This is a genomic window from Arcanobacterium haemolyticum DSM 20595 (assembly GCF_000092365.1).
GTDB classification, from domain to species: Bacteria; Actinomycetota; Actinomycetes; order Actinomycetales; family Actinomycetaceae; genus Arcanobacterium; species Arcanobacterium haemolyticum.
In genome coordinates this window covers 1,719,357-1,735,838 of record NC_014218.1, presented here as the reverse complement: position 1 = coordinate 1,735,838, position 16,482 = coordinate 1,719,357, and the positions used below count along the sequence as shown (strand labels likewise).

Sequence of the window (16,482 nt, the reverse complement as noted above, 5' to 3'; positions counted from 1 at the left end):
GTTTATCGTTCCTGACCGCGGCGAACACTAAGCAGTGCTGTTATGGCAAAGAAGATAAGCCAGGCGGCAACATTGATTAGGGCGTACCAGAGTGGCGTAGAAAAGAGTGTGCCATGGGAATCGTAGAAAACACCTTCAGTAATGGGATAGCGTGCGAGTTCACCTAGGCCCCACATGGGTGTGAACCGTGAGAACGTAAGGAATCCCCCTGAAAGGGGAGTGAAGAGATTGCCGGCGAATGCGAACATTACAAGCAGGCCTGCGGCGATCCCCACCGCGTTTTCTGCACGGAACACATGCGCGATCGTGATTCCATAGAGTGCGAACATTGCCACACCCAGATATGTAAGGGCAAACGTTGCTCCTAGCCGAAGTAGTGGCATATCAGCATTCATAATTTTGCCAACGCCGTGAAGCGCGATGAGGGTGATAGTGGCGATAAGAAGTGATGCGATCACGCGATTTGCGATGATTTTTCGATTAGTGAGTGGCGTGAGAGCAAGTTGGCGGCCCCACCCTTGCAAGCGTTCTACCGCCGCAGTGCCGGTGTATCCGACAGCCGCGACCGCTGCCGCGTACACGCTCATGTTGATAAGAACAACGCTGTTAATTGTGGCATGCCCGATTGGAATTGATCCATATTCTGCTGTGCCGCCGAACAGGATGTACATGATGATAGGAAGTGCGATTGTAAAGAAAATAGAATCTGGTGCGCGAAGGTAACGCAGGGTATCCATCTTGATCAACGTGAATGACATATCAGGCTTCTTTCATATCAGTATCGGCAGCCACAAGGGAAGAGAATGTATCGTCAAGCGATGGAGCGGTGATCGTGAGGTGAGTTGCTCCCGCATTCAGCAGCTGTAGTGCAACAGAATCGGATGAATTTGTTGCACACCGTAATTCAGAACCTTGGATGGTTGCGTGTTCGGACGAAACGAGGGCATCGATAACCTGGGGATCTGCGTGTTCGATAGAGGCTGTAATGTGGCGCATCCCGGCAAGTGAACGAATATGCGACGTAGAGCCATCGGCAATGATCCGGCCCCGATTCATGAGAATGATACGATCCGCAAAGTTTTCTGCTTCTTCAAGATAGTGAGTAGCAAAAATAATGGTGCGGCCACTGTGGGCTTGAACGCGCATGGTATCCCAAAAAGCACGCCGCGCGTTCACATCCATTCCTGTTGTGGGTTCATCCAAAATAAGAATCCGAGGATCAGAAAGAAGCGCTAGCGCACACTTAACGCGCTGTTGTTCTCCGCCAGAAAGTTTGCCAATCTTCCGCCCAAGAAGCGTACCAAGATCAGTCTGTTCAACAACGTGGGTCACGTGTTCTGTAGAAATATGAGGAGTGTACGTGGCTGCGATATAAGCCAGTGTTTCCTTCACGCTCATATCTTTAATGAGCCCGCCGGTTTGCAGCAGGGCAGATATGCGGCCAGCAGCGATGGCTTCGGTTGGACTGTGAGAACCGATCGTCACAGTGCCAGATGTAGGGCGCGATAAGCCAAGAATAATATCAAGGAGAGTTGTTTTTCCTGCGCCATTTGGGCCAAGAAGGCTGACGATTTGACCGGCCGGAATAGTGGTTGATACCTGATCAACTGCAATAACCCGGCCGGCCTTGGTGCGAAAATCTTTACAGACGTTCGTTAACGAAAGAGTAGTATCCATGCTTCAAGAGTCCCAAAGTAGGAGGGAACTCAACAGTCATGGATGTCAGGAGGTTTACATGACAGATGTCATGCCTTCACGTAGCCGTAACCTTCTGCTTGCAGGCGTGCGATTTCCACGATCCCAGCAGGCACGATCGTGCAAAAATCTGGAACCATCTCTTTCTTAATCTGGTGCAATTCCAAGCCGGTATTGCACACCAAAAAATTAACTCCCTTATCAACTAAGCCGTGGATACGAGACATACGGTGGGGTTCGACGTCGAGCTGAGAAAACGAACGTACCGCCGCACCGTTCGCAACGACTGTGACGTTCGAACCGTCAACTCCCGAATGTAAAAGGAAGTTATCGACTGAACGGATAGTGAACGGCCAACGGTCATTTTCGTTTACGTGGAACACAAGTTTGAGGTGGGACATGAATGCTCCTTTCACAAAAACGATCAACTTCGATCGTTATGTTTGCTATCACCCTACCGCGCTTCGTGGGAATTGTCTCGATATTAAGAGAGATTGGTGGGGTGTGAATGAAACTATGTGGGAGCCGGCAGGTAGGATGGTGGCATGATCGAGATGAGTGAAGAAGAGTTTGAAGGCCTCGTGGCCGATGCTCTAGATGAACTGCCTGAAGCTTTTGTGGAACGGCTAGATAACGTGGTTTTCCTGGTTACAGACCGTGCGGAACCGGATCAAGGCCCTGCAGATACGTTGGGTTTGTATGAAGGTTTAGCGCAAACCGATGGGGATTTTGGCCCGTTTGCAGAACCTAATCAGGTGTTCATTTTCAGGGAGCCCCTTCTTGAGATGTGCGATTCTGTGGAGGAACTGGCAGAAGAAGTCCGGATTACAGTGATCCACGAAGTCGCGCATCATTTCGGAATAGAGGATGACGAATTAGAAGAATTAGGGTGGGCATAACATGATTATTTTGGCAGGAACGCCCCTCGGGAACGACTCCGATGCCTCACCACGGTTGCGGCAGACTCTGGAGTCTGCAGATATTATTGCGGCGGAAGATACACGGCGTTTGCTCAATCTTGTTGGTCGGCTTGGGATAGAGATTCATGCGCCGGTTGTTGCTTATCACGATCATAATGAAGCACAGAAGGCGCCGGATCTGATTGCGGCTGCGCAGGCTGGGAAGAATATCGTGATGGTGTCCGATGCTGGTATGCCGTCCGTGTCTGATCCTGGCTATCGATTGGCGGCGTTAGCTGTGGAAGAAGGGGTGCCACTTACGGTTGTGCCTGGGCCGTCGGCTGTTCTTACAGCTTTGGCTATTTCCGGGTTGGCATCTGATCGATTTGCGTTTGAAGGCTTCCCGCCACGGAAATCGGGAGAGCGGCAGCAACTGTTTGGCCAGCTTAAAACTGATCCTCGCACGCTTATCTTCTTTGAATCCCCACGTAGGCTTGCTGAAACCTTGGCTGATATGGCTGCTGTTTTTGGGTCTGATCGGTTGGGCGCTGTGGCACGCGAATTAACGAAGACCTTTGAAGAAGTTCGCCGGGGAACGCTGGAAGAGTTAGCGGAATGGGGTCAAAGTGATGTGAAGGGAGAAATCTCGATCGTCGTTGAAGGCTATACGCCAACGCATGGTTCCGATGAATGCCCACCGGAAGTTTTGGCCGATGTCCGCGAACTGGTTTCTCTTGGTGTGCGGCTCAAAGATGCAGCTGGGTACGTTGCGCAACGTAGTGGACTTCGGAAGAATCTCATTTATAAGCAGGCACTTGAGAGCACGGAAAAATAAGGTAGCGGAAGATGGAACAGCAGACCACTAGAGAATCAACTCCCCGTGGGCATTTCGATTCCTTCGCTTCCTTCCTTGAATCTAAGAAGGCCATTCCGTTGCGGATTGTTATTCTTCTTCTCTGGCTGGCAGCTTTTGCGTTTGGGGGTATGGCTCAAGGCAAGATCTCCAGCGTGGCAGAATCTGATCCGTCTTTCTTCTTGCCCGCGTCAGCCGAATCTACGTTGGCTAGTGAAGAAGCAGCTAAGTTCCGGGAAGATTCAACGCTTCCTGCGCTTGTTATTATGGCATTTTCTGATTCGCGCGCATTTGAGCGGGAAGAATTAGAGAAGATCGCTGGCGTTGTTGAACAACTTCCAGATGCGGCCATTGCGAATGGTATAAAACTTTCTGACATTTCCGTAGGAAAGATACCGTTTATTCCAAACAAAGAGATGACTGCCATTCTGGTGCCAGTTACTTTTGATAAGGATGCAATATCAGAACTAAGTTCTGGCAACAAGAAATTGTTGGGCACGGCTGTTAATGCGCTTCGTAGCCATATCAGTGGAGAATTAGATGCCGTTGGCTTCGATGACCTAGCCGTGTATGTATCTGGTCCTGCTGGTTTTGCTGCGGATTTGGGGAGCGCTTTTGCAGGTATCGATGTCACCCTGCTGCTGGTGGCTCTTGCACTTGTGTTCGTCATTTTGATCGTTGTATATCGCTCCTTGCTCATACCTCTAGCTGTTCTCATAACGTCCTTGGCGGCCCTTTGCGCTGCCGTTCTTGTGGTGTACCAGCTTGCGCTCCTCGGAGTACTCGATCTCAACGGGCAAACCCAGGGAATTTTGGCGATCTTGGTTGTGGGTGCAACTACTGATTATTGTCTCTTGTTCGTAGCTCGTTACCGTGAAGAGCTCGCCACAATAGAACAACCAATAAGCGCCCTATCTGCCGCTTTGAAGGGATCATGGGAACCGATTGTTGCCTCTGGCGGAACGGTGATCGCAGGGTTGATGATTCTTCTCCTGTCCGATCTATCCTCAACCGCATCGCTTGGCCCGATTGCTTCTCTTGGCATCATCTTTTCTATGTTGGCTGGACTGACATTGCTCCCTGGAATACTCATGCTCCCCGGAAAACATGCCAGGATCATGTTCTGGCCTGCGAAGATTCCACACTATGGTTCTGAAACGGAACGATACACGGGAAGATTCTGGGGCAAGGTAGGCAAGGCTGTTTCAGGCCATTCGCGCGTGATCTGGGTAGGAACTCTTGCAGTTCTTCTTGTATTTTCTGTGTTCGCATTCGCGTTTAGAGCCTCAGGTACATCTGCTGTAGAACAGTTTGTTAAACCAACCCAGGCTGTTACTGGTTTTAAGATCTTGGAAGAAGAGTTTTCTGCAGGTTCTAGCCAGCCAACTACCGTGCTTATTGGCGAGCATCAGGCAACACTAGCAGTTGCTGCGATTAAAGAAGTGAAGGGTGTGCAATCCGTTCAGATCGTAGCGAAGAATGGGGGTGCACAGACGCGCGATGGCGACGTGAAGGATGTGCCACTGCGTGACCGTCTAGTGAAAGACGGGCGCGTGGTCATTAACGTTGCCACCACGATGCCAGCGGAAGATAAGAAAGCAGCAGACGTTGTGAAGAAGATTCGGCGTGCGCTCGTTCCACTTAACGGTGACGCGCTGGTAGGTGGCCCGGCTGCGCAAACTCTTGATACTCAACAAACAGCACACCGGGATTTCCTCATTATCTTCCCCGTAGTTCTTGTTGTTATCGCGTTGCTGTTGATGCTGCTGCTACGTTCCGTGGTAGCGCCACTGTTAATCTTGGCAGCCAACGTGATTTCGTTCGGAGCAACATTAGGGCTCTGTGCGATTCTCTTCAATAGAGGATTGGAATTTCCAGGAGCAGATGCGTCAGTTCCACTTTACGCATTCGTGTTCCTTGTTGCCCTTGGTATCGATTACACAATCTTCTTGATGTCTCGTGCACGGGAAGAATCGCTCAATGTTGGAACAACTGAAGGAATGACTCACGCGATCGGAGTAACAGGTGGCGTGATTACATCAGCCGGTATTGTTCTTGCTGCAACATTTGCTGCACTGGCTGTTGTTCCATTACTGTTCATGATCCAGCTAGCAATTATTGTTTCCCTCGGAATCATTATTGACACGTTTATTGTTCGATCGCTGCTTATTCCAGGCCTCGTCTACGATATCGGGCCACGTGTATGGTGGCCATGGACAGCCCGGCAACTTCCTGAATCCTCCCACACGCACTAGGAGAACACATGGCTGTTATGCGCAAACAACCAGACGAAAACATCACCGAATTTCTATCACCAATTCTGAACAAGATACCCAACCCGGAACACCGGGATAGTGCTAGTGACCTCTTCACCTGGATCGCATCGGAGTATCCCGAATTAGAAGTGCGTATCGCATGGAACCAGCCCATGTTCACGCATCACGGCACATTTATTATCGGTTTCTCGTTTGCTTCTAAGCATTTCTCAGTGGCTCCTGAAGCTAAAACGATGGAACACTTTAAGGAACGGTTTGCAGAAGAAGGAATCGGCGCATCAAAAATGCTCTTCCGAATCATGTGGAACCAAGAAATCCCATGCCAACTCTTAAAAGACGTCATCGATTTCAATATCGCGGATAAAGCAGACGTCACCAGTTTCTGGCGATAAGCACTGGCAGGTAACCCCTGCAGTTTTATAGCGAATGTGGCATGGGCTGCGCATATAGTGCAACCCATGCCACATTCGCACAGTTTTTGCAGGTGCATCTACCTGCCTAGCCTCTTACTTTCCCGGCCGATAATCGATATCCGAGAAATCGAAATCAGATTCGTCAACATCAGCCGAAAAATCGATTTCATCATCCAGATCCACATCAAAATCGTCCAGATCGAAATCTGACAGATCCTCATCGCCCGCGAACCTCGATTCCACAGCGTCAGCACGGTCTGAATCGTTAAACTCCGAACCGTCTTCATCAGTAAAATCGTCATACGCTGGGGCTTCGCGGATCAGCCCGCCATTGGATGCATCCGGAAGTTCGAAATCACGGTAATCGGCAGCGCCATATTCGTCATCTTCAAGATCGTCAGGGATACCGTCGCCGTCGCCGTCATTCCACGTATCGTCATCCCAATCATCGGAACCGGTATCCCAGGCGCCGTCATCGCTACGGCCGCGGGCCTCTTCCCATTCGTCGGCAATACGGGCCACGTCATCGTCGTCATCCTCATAGAAACCAAACGCCTCCGCAGAACTAATCTGTTCCACACCCGCGTTGTCCATCTCCATGCGCGCTGCAATACCCAATTCTTCGGAAACCGGCACAGTCAAATCGGAAAAGACGCGCGTGGGGAAGCCAGCCTTCAGCGCATCCAACGCGGTATCCTTCACGCAATGAGATTCAGCAATGCCAACGATATCAACGGCATCGATCTCCTGTTCACGCAACAAACGCTCCAACGGTTCCCCGTCACGATTCACGCCTTCGAAACCGGAATAAGCCGCAGAATATTCGCCCTTCTTCACAGAATCATCGATAGGCAAGGACGCAATCGCTTCGTGCAATTCGGCATCCGGATCGCCCGCCACACCATGTGCCGGCCACGTATCCACGAAGTCAGGATCAGACGAAAAATGTTCGCCCGGATCAACGTGCCAATCCTGGGTGGTGACGATAAATGCGTAATCATCTGCATGTTCGGTAACGAAATCAGCGATTTTTTCGGCAACCGCGTTTCCGCCCTCAACGCCGAGTGCACCGCCTTCGCAAAAGGTTGGCTGAACGTCCACAATAAGAAGTGCGCGCTGTGCTTCCATGACTCCCCCATAAACTGTGAGTGAATGAATGATCGGAAAAAGAATATCTTTCTCCAAGCATACGGCTTTCTACGTGAGATAGGCACATGGAGTTTCGTCTGGAGCGCTTCGGCGCGTAACCTAGAGATATGAAGATTTTGTCTGCTGTTGCTTGGCCTTACGCCAATGGTCCGCGCCATATTGGCCACGTTGCCGGTTTTGGTGTTCCTTCTGATGTTTTCTCCCGCTACATGCGTATGGCTGGGCATGATGTTTTGATGGTTTCTGGAACCGATGAACACGGCACGCCAATTCTGGTTGCCGCTGATAAAGAGGGTGTTACCCCGCAGCAGTTGGCGGATAAGAACAACCGCATTATTGCGGAAGATTTGGTGAATTTGGGCCTGTCTTACGATCTGTTTACCCGCACTACTACGCAGAATCACGTTGACGTGGTTCAGCACCTGTTTGAAGGGTGCCGCGATAACGGGTACATGATTGTAGAAGAGCAGCTTGTTGCGATTGATCCGAAAACGGGTAATACGCTTCCCGATCGTTTCATTGAGGGCACCTGCCCGATTTGTGGTGCGGCTGGTGCGCGCGGCGATCAGTGCGATGCGTGTGGTAACCAGTTGGATCCGCAGGATTTGATTGATCCAGTATCGAAGGTGTCTGGTTTGGCACCGAACTTCACGTCAACGGAACATTACTTCCTTGATTTGCCGGCTCTTGCGGACGCGCTTGGTTCGTGGCTGGATGAGGTTGAGGAAGATGGCAAGTGGCGTCCGAACGTTATTTCGTTCTCCAAGCATTTGCTCGACGACGTTCGCCCACGTGCCATGAGCCGTGACATTTCGTGGGGTATCCCGGTTCCTGGCTGGGAAGATAAGCCGAACAAGCGCCTGTATGTGTGGTTTGATGCGGTTGTAGGCTACCTATCAGCATCGATCGAATGGGCTCGCCGCCGTGCGGCCGCTGGTGAAGGATCGCCTGAAGATTGGCGTGAATGGTGGACGAACCCTGAAGCGTTGTCCTACTACTTCATGGGTAAAGACAACATTGTGTTCCATTCCCAGATTTGGCCGGCGGAATTGTTGGCATACAACGGGACTGGTTCGAAGGGCGGGCAAGCTCGCGATTTCGGCACGTTGAATTTGCCTACGCAGGTGGTGGCGTCCGAGTTCTTGACTATGGAAGGTAAGAAGTTCTCGTCGTCAAAGAACGTTGTGATTTATGTTCGTGACGTTCTTTCCCGCTACCAGGCTGATGCGTTGCGTTACTTCATTTCGATCGCAGGCCCGGAAACGTCTGATTCGGACTTCACGTGGTCTGAATTTGTGCGCCGTAACAACTCCGAATTGGTGGCTGCATGGGGCAATCTTGTGAACCGTACAGGCGCGATGATTGCGAAGAACTTCGGCGAAATTCCAACGCCAGGTGAAAGCGAACAGATCGATACTGATTTGTTGGATGCGGTTCGTGGCGGTTTCGATACGGTTGGTGGCCTTATTGGTGCTCACCAGCAACGCGCAGCATTAACCGAGATTATGCGTTTGGTAGGTGAAGCGAACACGTACGTTACCCGCACGGAACCGTTCAAGCTGAAGGCTCCAGAGCAGCGCGAACGCCTTGCTACCGTGCTCAACACGCTGGTTCAGGCTGTTTCGGATTTGAACACGATGATGAGCGTGTTCTTGCCTCATTCGTCTAACGCAATCGATCAGGTTCTTGGCGGCGCGGGTGATATCGCTCCGATGCCGCACCTGGTTGAGGTCACTGATCTCGATACCGATTACCCGTACCCGATCATCACGGGCGATTACAGCTCGGTTCGCGCATGGGAGCCTCGTGACGTAGTCCCAGGTACTCCGATCGCCAAGCCGAAGCCAGTGTTCGCTAAGCTCGACGAATCCGTGATCGCGGAGGAACTCGAACGCTTGGGTATCATCGAGTAGTTCAGGGCTTATGGGGAATTCACAAGCTAAGAAGGAAAAGCGGCGGCTGGTCCTGGATGTTCCAGACCGGCTGCCGGTTCCTATCGTTGATAATCACACGCATATTTCGCCTGATCCCGTAGTGGAGGGTGGTGCGGTTCAGAACGTGGACGATTCTGGTAATCTCCGTATGCCTGTTCTGCTGGACACCTTGCGTTCCGGCATGGCTGAGGCTGGGGTTCGTGCCGCGATCACTTCTGGTTGCGAAGTTCCGATGCTCGATTTCACGCATCGACTCGCGCAGGAGGTTCCGGAAGTGTGGGCTGCGCTCGCGATTCATCCGAACGACGCGGCGTTGCATGCGGGGGTGCGTGAGGTTGCGCCTGACGGTTTGGATCCTCACGTTGAGCCGTGGCATGAAGATTTTTCGGTTGACGACGCCGTTGCTCGCGTTGCTGAGCTGAGTTCGGATCCGTGTGTGGTTGCGGTGGGGGAAACTGGTTTGGATTATTTCCGAACTGGTGAAGCTGGTAAGCAGGCACAAAAGGATGCGTTCCGTGCCCATATTGCGTTGGCAAAAGAGCTGGGGAAGCCTTTGCAGATTCACGATCGTGATGCTCATGCGGATGTGATTGAGATTTTGCGGCGGGATGGTGCTCCAGAACGTACAGTGTTCCACTGTTTTTCTGGCGATGCTGATATGGCGCAGATATGTGCAGAAGAAGGCTGGTATGCGTCATTCGCTGGCCCGCTCACGTATTCGGTGAATACGGATCTGCAGGCCGCGTTCGATCAGATGCCAGATCATTTGATTTTAGTGGAGACCGACGCGCCTTACCTCACTCCTGTACCGTTCCGTGGGCAACCGAATGCTGCGTGGGGCGTGGGCTATACCGTGCGCTATATGGCAGAACGGCGGAATGTGGGATTAGCGGACTGGTGTTCGCTGATTGACCAAAATACTGTGACCGTTTATGGAATCTAAGAGTTGATCATTTATTCTTGTTATTCGCCGCATGAAAACAAGAATAATTGTCACGATTTGATTACAATTGATATACATCAGATAACTAGTCAGTGTTAGATGTGGAGAATAACCGATGGAAAATACCGAACTGTCTAGCGTGAATCCACCAAAACCAGGATCGCGCCGCGCACGCCGTGCAGCAGAACGTGCACGCCACGAGGCAGTCACAGGCGAAATTCCGGCAGTCGTTGTTGCTCCTGATCTTGTTGAAGCCGGCGCCCCCGTCGTCGTCCCACCGGCCGTGCCGTTCGCGGAAAAAATGAACCACGAACTCGTGCTCTCTCGTGTTGAAACGGAAGCTCCCGTTCGTAACTCACGCAAATCAACCATGATGCAAGGCGTGGGGCTTAGCTCGGCCGCGGCGCTCGTCGTCGGAATCGGACTCGGTATCGCCGTGGAAAATGTTCCACAGAACCTCGCTATGGCAACTGGTGGACCTTCCTTAACTGATATCGCAACTGCGTCCCTCACGCTCGGGGAACGCACCCCGGTGATCGAAGGCGTCACCACAAAATTTACTCTTACTGCAGATGGAAAGCAGAAACCACTCGTTTCCTCGTCTCGCGTGACACTCGCGGATGCTCTCGCGGCCGCGGGAATCAAACTCAACGAAAATGATATCGTATCGCACCCACTCGATAAGCCGATCGCGGCAAACGCACACGTCAAAATTACGCGCGTTACCAGCGAATCCGTGTCCGAACCTTACACGGTAGAACCAGAAGTCAAGCGAGAAGACGATCCAACGCTTGCTAAGGGTGAAGAAAAGAAGGTCGCAGAAGGCAAGCCGGGTCAGGGCAACCGCACGTTCACCATCACTAAACATGATGGCAAGGAAGTCTCCCGTACCGTAGCGGTTGAAGCGGTTACAACGCCTGCAGAACCAACCGTGGTGAAAGTTGGAACGAAAAAGTCCAGTCTTGTTCCTGTCAACGCGGCACCTGTAGCCCCAGGGACCTCCCGCTCGATCGCAGCGCAAATGGTTGCCGCCCGTGGCTGGTCCGAAGCGGAATTCGCGTGCCTCGATCAACTCTGGCAACGCGAATCTGGCTGGAACCATTTGGCAGCAAACCCATCCGGCGCATACGGCATCCCGCAATCGCTCCCAGGATCAAAGATGGCGTCCGCAGGTGCGGATTGGCAAACAAACCCAGCCACCCAGATCAAGTGGGGCCTCGGATACATCTCCGGCCGTTACGGAACCCCATGTGGTGCACTCAGCCACTCACACTCGGTAGGTTGGTACTAAATGAGCACTCAACCAGCCCCTCTTCTAGGGCCGGTCAAAATCCGTGAACTCGCCGCGACGTTCGGGATTCGCCCAACAAAAACACTCGGGCAAAACTTTGTGCATGACGCTGGAACCGTACGTCGAATTGTGCGCGACGCCGGCGTTCAGGCAGGCGATCATGTAGTGGAAGTCGGGCCAGGACTCGGATCCCTCACACTCGCGATCCTAGAAACGGGCGCGGTGCTCTCTGCAATCGAAATCGATCCGCCGCTCGCTGATGCGTTGCCGGGAACGATCGCTGAAGTTCAGCCAGAATCCTCCGAACGCTTCGCCGTTACAAATCGGGACGCGATGGAGATTCATTCTGTGGCAGATCTGGCTGTTCCGCGCGTGGTAGGGGAGGGCGGCGATTCGGCCGAATTCACTCCGAAGCATCTGGTAGCAAACTTGCCATATAATGTGGCTGTGCCAGTGCTCCTCACGCTACTGGAATCTTTGCCAACGCTGGAAACCGTGACCGTGATGGTGCAACTCGAAGTTGCTGATCGGTTGGCGGCCGAACCGGGATCGAAAGTGTACGGAGTGCCGTCTGTGAAAGCTAACTGGTATGCGGACGTGTGGCGGGGCGCTAAAATCTCCCGCAACGTGTTCTGGCCAGTGCCAAACGTTGATTCTGCGCTGGTTCATATGCGCAGGCATCCAGAGCCAGAAAGCGTGGATCGTGAAGCCGTGTTCGGCGTGGTGGATGCTGCGTTTGCACAACGGCGCAAAACCCTTCGGGCTGCGTTAGGAGCCTGGGCTGGAAGTCCAGCTCGGGCAGAAGAAATTTTGCGGGCGGCAGGCGTTGATCCATCGTTGCGTGGCGAGCGGCTCACCATCGAAAATTTCATCGCAATTGCACGAAATCGTGAAAACGTGGCATAGATTACGAAACTTATTGCAAATCGCCCAGAAATAGCCTATATTGGTCTATGAAAATCCCTGGGTGTTACTGCGATGCAGGCATGACCAGATCGGCACCAGTGCTCTGGTGCGCTCAATGAGGAGCTTTATGATTCAGTCTGCTGCTCGCGTGCTACGCGTGTTCAACAATAATGCGGTACTCGTCAGTATCGATGGTGTTGAAAACGTGCTGGCTGGGCGAGGAATTGGTTTTGGCAAACGGCCTGGAGATACCATTCCAGCCGGCGATGCTCAGCGCCAATTTATCGAAGCAAGCCCGGATAAAATCGATTTCCTCACTTCGGCGAACGCACTCGATCCGCAACTTGTTGCCACGGTAACGGAAGCGGTCGAACTCGCCAATCATGTGATAAAAGATCTCGATCCGTCCGTTTATGTGGTGCTTGTTGATCACATGGCGTTCGCTGTGCAACGGCACCGGGACGGGTACGTTATCCACAATAAACTCGTTGACGAAATCAAGGTTGCATTCACTGCCGAATTTACGGCGGCAGAGTTGATGGTTCATTACGTGAACCAGAAACTGGAACTGGAATTGCCCCGTGACGAAGCTGCATTTATCGCGCTTCACCTGAACGCCGCCCGTACCGGCGCCACGGTGAAACAGCCGTTATCTGAGGCGAACAAACTTGGGGTGATTGTGGATCTTATCCTGAGCGAACTGAGCATCGATGCTCACGTTCAGATGGATGAACTGTTGTTTGCCGTCAACGGTTTTATCACTCGCATTCACGCCGGTATCTGGCGAAAGAACGCCACAACATCAGTTATTGAAACGATGTTACGTGACGAATTCGCGGTTGCTCGGCGGGTTATCACTCATATTGCTGGTTCGGATGTTTCGCCAACTAAGATCGCGCGCGAAGCTGCGTATCTTGCGGTCTTCCTCCACGGATGGCGTCAAGGCACCGAATCGGATCACGCCTCATAAAAGGACACGATAAAACATGAACGGAAAAGTCATGGAGAGCCTTCAGCGGCTCGGTAAGGCGCTGATGGGCGCCGTTGCTGTTATGCCAGTGGCAGCAATTTTGATGGGTATTGGTTACTGGTTTGATCCAGAAGGCTGGGGTGCCAACAGCGTATTCGCCGCCGTGCTGATCAAGGCTGGTGCAGCGGTACTTGATAATCTTGGCTGGCTTTTTGCTATCGCGTTGGCGTTCGGCCTCTCGCGCGATAACAATGGTGCGGCTGCATTGTCAGGTTTCATTGGGTTCGCAACGATTAAGATGCTTCTGAATGAGAAGTCGGTTGCGGGTTTCCAGGGTATTGATCTTGATAAACTCGACGGCGATGCGAAACTTGACTGGGTATCCCAGGGTTGGGGCGCTATGGGCGATAAGAACGTCCTGGTAGGTATCGTTGTTGGTATTTTGGCCGCGTGGGTGTACAACCGTTTCTCTCGCACCAAGTTGCCTGCATTCTTGGCGTTCTTCTCTGGCCGCCGCCTGGTTCCGATCATCACCTCGCTATTGGCAATCGTGTTGGCTGGAATTCTCTACTTCGTGTGGCCATTCGTATACTCGGGTCTGTTCCACTTTGGCCAGTCGATCCAGGGCCTTGGCGCTGCAGGCGCAGGCGTGTACGCATTTGCTAACCGCCTCCTGATCCCAACTGGTTTGCACCACGCACTGAACTCGATTTTCTGGTTTGATGTTATTGGCATTGACGATATTGGTAACTTCCTTGGTGGCGGCAAGACCATCGCTGCTGCCGCTGCAGCTACCGATGCAGCTACCTGCCCAGGCGTGGGCGTATGGGCAGATGGCACCTGTACCGTTATTGGTGAAGTTGGCCGTTACCAGGCGGGCTTCTTCCCAGTTATGATGTTCGGCCTGCCAGCCGCTGCGCTGGCTATGTACCTCCGAGCAAACACCACATCCAAGAAGGCTGTTGGTTCGTTGATGATGGCTGGCGCACTCGCGTCGTTCTTCACGGGCGTGACTGAACCACTCGAATTCGCCTTCATGTTCGTGGCTCCAATGCTCTACGTTGTTCATGCACTGCTCACTGGCCTATCGGTATTCTTGGCCGCAACGTTCCACTGGACTGCAGGCTTCGGCTTCTCCGCAGGTTTGGTGGATATGGTTCTCTCCGCACGTAACCCAATCGCAAACCAGTGGTACATGCTTCTGGTTCAGGGCCTCGTGTTCGCAGTTCTCTACTTCGTGGTGTTCTACTTCCTCATCGGAGCCCTGGATCTCAAGACCCCAGGTCGCGCCGACGATACCGACGAAACCTCCGCCCGCCTGTCCTCCGATTCTGAATACTCGGCTGTTGCATCAACCGTGATCGCAGGCCTCGGTGGCGTATCGAACATCGAATCGATCGACTACTGCGCAACCCGCCTCCGCACCGTTGTGAAGGATTACGTGAAGGTGAACGAAAAGACGATCAAGTCTGCTGGTGTTGCCGGTGTGATTCGTCCATCGCAGCGTTCTGTCCAGGTTGTGGTTGGTCCACAGGTACAGTTTGTGTATGACGAAGTCGCAGATCAGCTGCGTGCTTCCGAAGTTACTCTGAACGGTGAGCAGGAGATCTAATGTTTGGTTTAGGCAAGAAAAAGGTTGAATTCCATCCGGTGTTTGCTGGCACAGTTGTTCCAGTAACGAAGGTTCCGGATCCGGTTTTTTCACAGGGAATGCTTGGTGAAGGGTACGCCGTGGTTCCCCCTGTGGAAGCCGATGAACTGGTGGTGTGCGCACCAACCGATGGAACAGTTGCCAAAATCTTCAAGACCTTACACGCGTTCACAATGCACGTTGATTCTGGCGTTGATCTTCTTGTCCACATCGGCTTGGACACGGTTGAATTGCGCGGCGAAGGGTTTACGGCGTTGGTTGAGAAGGGGGCACAGGTGACTGCAGGTACCCCGATCATGCGCGTGGATGCGGCGGCTCTTCGGGCAGCAGGTAAGGACTTGATCACTCCAGTGGTATTCACTGAGAAGGTTCAAGTGAAGTCTGTTGGCGTGAATGAAGGCGTTGCTGGTTTGGACGATGTTGCGGCTACAGTGACTCTTGCCTGACGAACAACTCGTGTAATGTACTGGGCGGTGCGGGAAATCCCGTACCGCCCAGCTTGGCGTTTAGCCATGGTGTGTGGGGATAATGGGGTATGAGTGATAGCACGAGTGTTCGCGTTTCTGCCCCCGGCAAAGTCAATATTGCGTTGCGTGTGGGTGCGCCGCGGCCGGATGGGTTCCATCCGCTGGACACGATTTTTGAGGCGTTGGATGTTCGTGACGACGTGGTGGCAACACTTGCGCCCGATCTTTCGATGAGCATTACGGGCTTGGGGGAGGATCTGCCGGTTGATGAATCGAATTTGGTGATTCGTGCTGGCCGGATGCTGCAGGAGCGTTTTGGGGATCGTTCCGCTTTGGGGCTTTCACCTGCGGAGTTGGGTGCTCACCTTGACGTAACCAAGCGTATCCCGGTTGCTGGAGGTATGGCAGGCGGCTCTGCGGATGCGGCGGCTACCTTGGTTGCCCTGAACGAGCTGTGGCAACTTGGCCTATCCCACGAAGAATTACACGAATGCGCCGCCGAACTAGGATCGGACGTTCCTTTTTCTCTCCTGGGCGGCGTTGCCCACGGGACGGGGAGAGGAGAACTCCTTGAACCGATCGAATGCTCGCAGGTTCATGGCTGGGTCATGCTGCTAAATCCTGTTGGGCTCTCTACCCCGCAGGTATTCCGTGAATTCGATGCGCTTGGCCTGGGAACGGCGGGAATCCCCAATACGGCAGATGTCCGCACGGTTCTCACCAGCGATTCTGCTGACTATCGGGCCAGCATGAGACACGTGATGGCAAACGATTTGGAAGACGCTGCCCGATCGTTGCGCCCGGATGTAGCTCAGATTATCAACACGATCAGGGCTCACATCAGCATCGGGGCTCTTGGCGCTCACGTCGTTATACTCTCCGGATCTGGCCCTACAGTTGCAGTGTTAGCCGATCCACAGAACTTACCATTGCTGGCCGATCAGTTGGCACGGCTTTTCCCTGATCTCACGCCGGTCATTGCCACGGGGCCAGCCCGTGGCGCGTATCGAGTAGAATAAGTCGTGCCCCCATTTT

General features: G+C 52.8%; 16 protein-coding genes. 12 read left to right on the top strand and 4 right to left on the bottom strand.

What is annotated here, in order from left to right; translation table 11 throughout:
* Positions 1–2: 2 nt before the first annotated feature.
* The 3 genes from ARCH_RS08040 to ARCH_RS08030 all read right to left on the bottom strand — a co-directional run bounded on the left by ARCH_RS08040 (position 3) and on the right by ARCH_RS08030 (position 2,096).
* Positions 3–758: a hypothetical protein gene (locus tag ARCH_RS08040; RefSeq protein WP_013170777.1), complete on the bottom strand. Its 756-nt coding sequence runs from the start codon at positions 756–758 to the stop codon at positions 3–5.
* 1 nt (position 759) lies between these two features.
* Positions 760–1,677: an ABC transporter ATP-binding protein gene (locus tag ARCH_RS08035; protein ID WP_013170776.1), complete on the bottom strand. Its 918-nt coding sequence runs from the start codon at positions 1,675–1,677 to the stop codon at positions 760–762.
* A gap of 68 nt (positions 1,678–1,745) precedes the next feature.
* Positions 1,746–2,096, bottom strand: a complete 351-nt coding sequence (locus tag ARCH_RS08030; RefSeq protein ID WP_013170775.1) for a DsrE family protein — start codon at positions 2,094–2,096, stop codon at positions 1,746–1,748.
* A gap of 144 nt (positions 2,097–2,240) precedes the next feature.
* Between ARCH_RS08030 and ARCH_RS08025 the strand changes: the two genes are divergently transcribed.
* The 4 genes from ARCH_RS08025 to ARCH_RS08010 are packed head-to-tail and all read left to right on the top strand — an operon-like array spanning position 2,241 to position 6,115.
* Entirely contained in the window at positions 2,241–2,594 is a 354-nt protein-coding gene (locus tag ARCH_RS08025; RefSeq protein WP_013170774.1) for a metallopeptidase family protein, read from the top strand.
* A 1-nt stretch (position 2,595) separates the two neighbouring features.
* Positions 2,596–3,429 (top strand): 16S rRNA (cytidine(1402)-2'-O)-methyltransferase, encoded by an 834-nt coding sequence (gene rsmI, locus ARCH_RS08020; protein ID WP_013170773.1) that lies wholly within the window; start codon positions 2,596–2,598, stop codon positions 3,427–3,429.
* A gap of 11 nt (positions 3,430–3,440) precedes the next feature.
* Positions 3,441–5,702 (top strand): MMPL family transporter, encoded by a 2,262-nt coding sequence (locus ARCH_RS08015; protein ID WP_013170772.1) that lies wholly within the window; start codon positions 3,441–3,443, stop codon positions 5,700–5,702.
* A gap of 8 nt (positions 5,703–5,710) precedes the next feature.
* Positions 5,711–6,115: an iron chaperone gene (locus tag ARCH_RS08010; RefSeq protein WP_013170771.1), complete on the top strand. Its 405-nt coding sequence runs from the start codon at positions 5,711–5,713 to the stop codon at positions 6,113–6,115.
* Positions 6,116–6,229: 114 nt separating this feature from the next.
* On the opposite strand, the gene ARCH_RS10555 is transcribed toward ARCH_RS08010, so the two are convergent.
* Positions 6,230–7,264 carry an isochorismatase family protein gene (locus ARCH_RS10555; RefSeq protein WP_013170770.1) on the bottom strand — a complete coding sequence of 345 codons (1,035 nt, stop codon included), beginning with the start codon at positions 7,262–7,264 and terminating at the stop codon, positions 6,230–6,232.
* Between the two features lie 128 nt (positions 7,265–7,392).
* On the opposite strand from ARCH_RS10555, the gene metG reads away from it, so the two are divergent.
* From metG to ispE, 8 genes are all read left to right on the top strand, one after another.
* Positions 7,393–9,198 (top strand): methionine--tRNA ligase, encoded by a 1,806-nt coding sequence (metG, locus tag ARCH_RS08000; protein WP_013170769.1) that lies wholly within the window; start codon positions 7,393–7,395, stop codon positions 9,196–9,198.
* 10 nt (positions 9,199–9,208) lie between these two features.
* Complete coding sequence (locus tag ARCH_RS07995) at positions 9,209–10,162, top strand: TatD family hydrolase (protein WP_013170768.1); 954 nt, start codon at positions 9,209–9,211, stop codon at positions 10,160–10,162.
* 115 nt (positions 10,163–10,277) lie between these two features.
* On the top strand, positions 10,278–11,453 hold the full coding sequence (locus ARCH_RS10150; protein WP_013170767.1) for an aggregation-promoting factor C-terminal-like domain-containing protein: 1,176 nt from the start codon (positions 10,278–10,280) through the stop codon (positions 11,451–11,453).
* Positions 11,454–12,359 (top strand): 16S rRNA (adenine(1518)-N(6)/adenine(1519)-N(6))-dimethyltransferase RsmA, encoded by a 906-nt coding sequence (rsmA, locus tag ARCH_RS07985; RefSeq protein WP_013170766.1) that lies wholly within the window; start codon positions 11,454–11,456, stop codon positions 12,357–12,359. It begins immediately after the preceding gene.
* Positions 12,360–12,486: 127 nt separating this feature from the next.
* Positions 12,487–13,329, top strand: coding sequence for a PRD domain-containing protein (locus ARCH_RS07980; protein WP_013170765.1), 843 nt, complete (start codon positions 12,487–12,489; stop codon positions 13,327–13,329).
* Positions 13,330–13,345: 16 nt separating this feature from the next.
* Positions 13,346–14,941: an N-acetylglucosamine-specific PTS transporter subunit IIBC gene (gene nagE / locus ARCH_RS07975; protein WP_013170764.1), complete on the top strand. Its 1,596-nt coding sequence runs from the start codon at positions 13,346–13,348 to the stop codon at positions 14,939–14,941.
* Positions 14,941–15,426, top strand: coding sequence for a PTS sugar transporter subunit IIA (locus ARCH_RS07970; RefSeq protein ID WP_013170763.1), 486 nt, complete (start codon positions 14,941–14,943; stop codon positions 15,424–15,426). The genes nagE and ARCH_RS07970 overlap by 1 nt, the downstream gene beginning before the upstream one ends.
* Positions 15,427–15,515: 89 nt before the next feature.
* Positions 15,516–16,466 carry a 4-(cytidine 5'-diphospho)-2-C-methyl-D-erythritol kinase gene (gene ispE / locus ARCH_RS07965; RefSeq protein ID WP_013170762.1) on the top strand — a complete coding sequence of 317 codons (951 nt, stop codon included), beginning with the start codon at positions 15,516–15,518 and terminating at the stop codon, positions 16,464–16,466.
* Positions 16,467–16,482: the final 16 nt, after the last annotated feature.

Coding starts and splice junctions, on each gene's coding strand:
- ARCH_RS08035 (WP_013170776.1), bottom strand. CDS start 1,677: ATGGATACTACTCTTTCGTTAACGAACGTCTGTAAAGATTTTCGCACC.
- metG (WP_013170769.1), top strand. CDS start 7,393: ATGAAGATTTTGTCTGCTGTTGCTTGGCCTTACGCCAATGGTCCGCGC.
- ARCH_RS10555 (WP_013170770.1), bottom strand. CDS start 7,264: ATGGAAGCACAGCGCGCACTTCTTATTGTGGACGTTCAGCCAACCTTT.
- ARCH_RS08040 (WP_013170777.1), bottom strand. CDS start 758: ATGTCATTCACGTTGATCAAGATGGATACCCTGCGTTACCTTCGCGCA.
- ARCH_RS08030 (WP_013170775.1), bottom strand. CDS start 2,096: ATGTCCCACCTCAAACTTGTGTTCCACGTAAACGAAAATGACCGTTGG.
- ARCH_RS08015 (WP_013170772.1), top strand. CDS start 3,441: ATGGAACAGCAGACCACTAGAGAATCAACTCCCCGTGGGCATTTCGAT.
- rsmA (WP_013170766.1), top strand. CDS start 11,454: ATGAGCACTCAACCAGCCCCTCTTCTAGGGCCGGTCAAAATCCGTGAA.
- rsmI (WP_013170773.1), top strand. CDS start 2,596: ATGATTATTTTGGCAGGAACGCCCCTCGGGAACGACTCCGATGCCTCA.
- ARCH_RS07970 (WP_013170763.1), top strand. CDS start 14,941: ATGTTTGGTTTAGGCAAGAAAAAGGTTGAATTCCATCCGGTGTTTGCT.
- ARCH_RS10150 (WP_013170767.1), top strand. CDS start 10,278: ATGGAAAATACCGAACTGTCTAGCGTGAATCCACCAAAACCAGGATCG.
- ARCH_RS07995 (WP_013170768.1), top strand. CDS start 9,209: ATGGGGAATTCACAAGCTAAGAAGGAAAAGCGGCGGCTGGTCCTGGAT.
- ARCH_RS08010 (WP_013170771.1), top strand. CDS start 5,711: ATGGCTGTTATGCGCAAACAACCAGACGAAAACATCACCGAATTTCTA.
- ispE (WP_013170762.1), top strand. CDS start 15,516: ATGAGTGATAGCACGAGTGTTCGCGTTTCTGCCCCCGGCAAAGTCAAT.
- nagE (WP_013170764.1), top strand. CDS start 13,346: ATGAACGGAAAAGTCATGGAGAGCCTTCAGCGGCTCGGTAAGGCGCTG.
- ARCH_RS07980 (WP_013170765.1), top strand. CDS start 12,487: ATGATTCAGTCTGCTGCTCGCGTGCTACGCGTGTTCAACAATAATGCG.
- ARCH_RS08025 (WP_013170774.1), top strand. CDS start 2,241: ATGATCGAGATGAGTGAAGAAGAGTTTGAAGGCCTCGTGGCCGATGCT.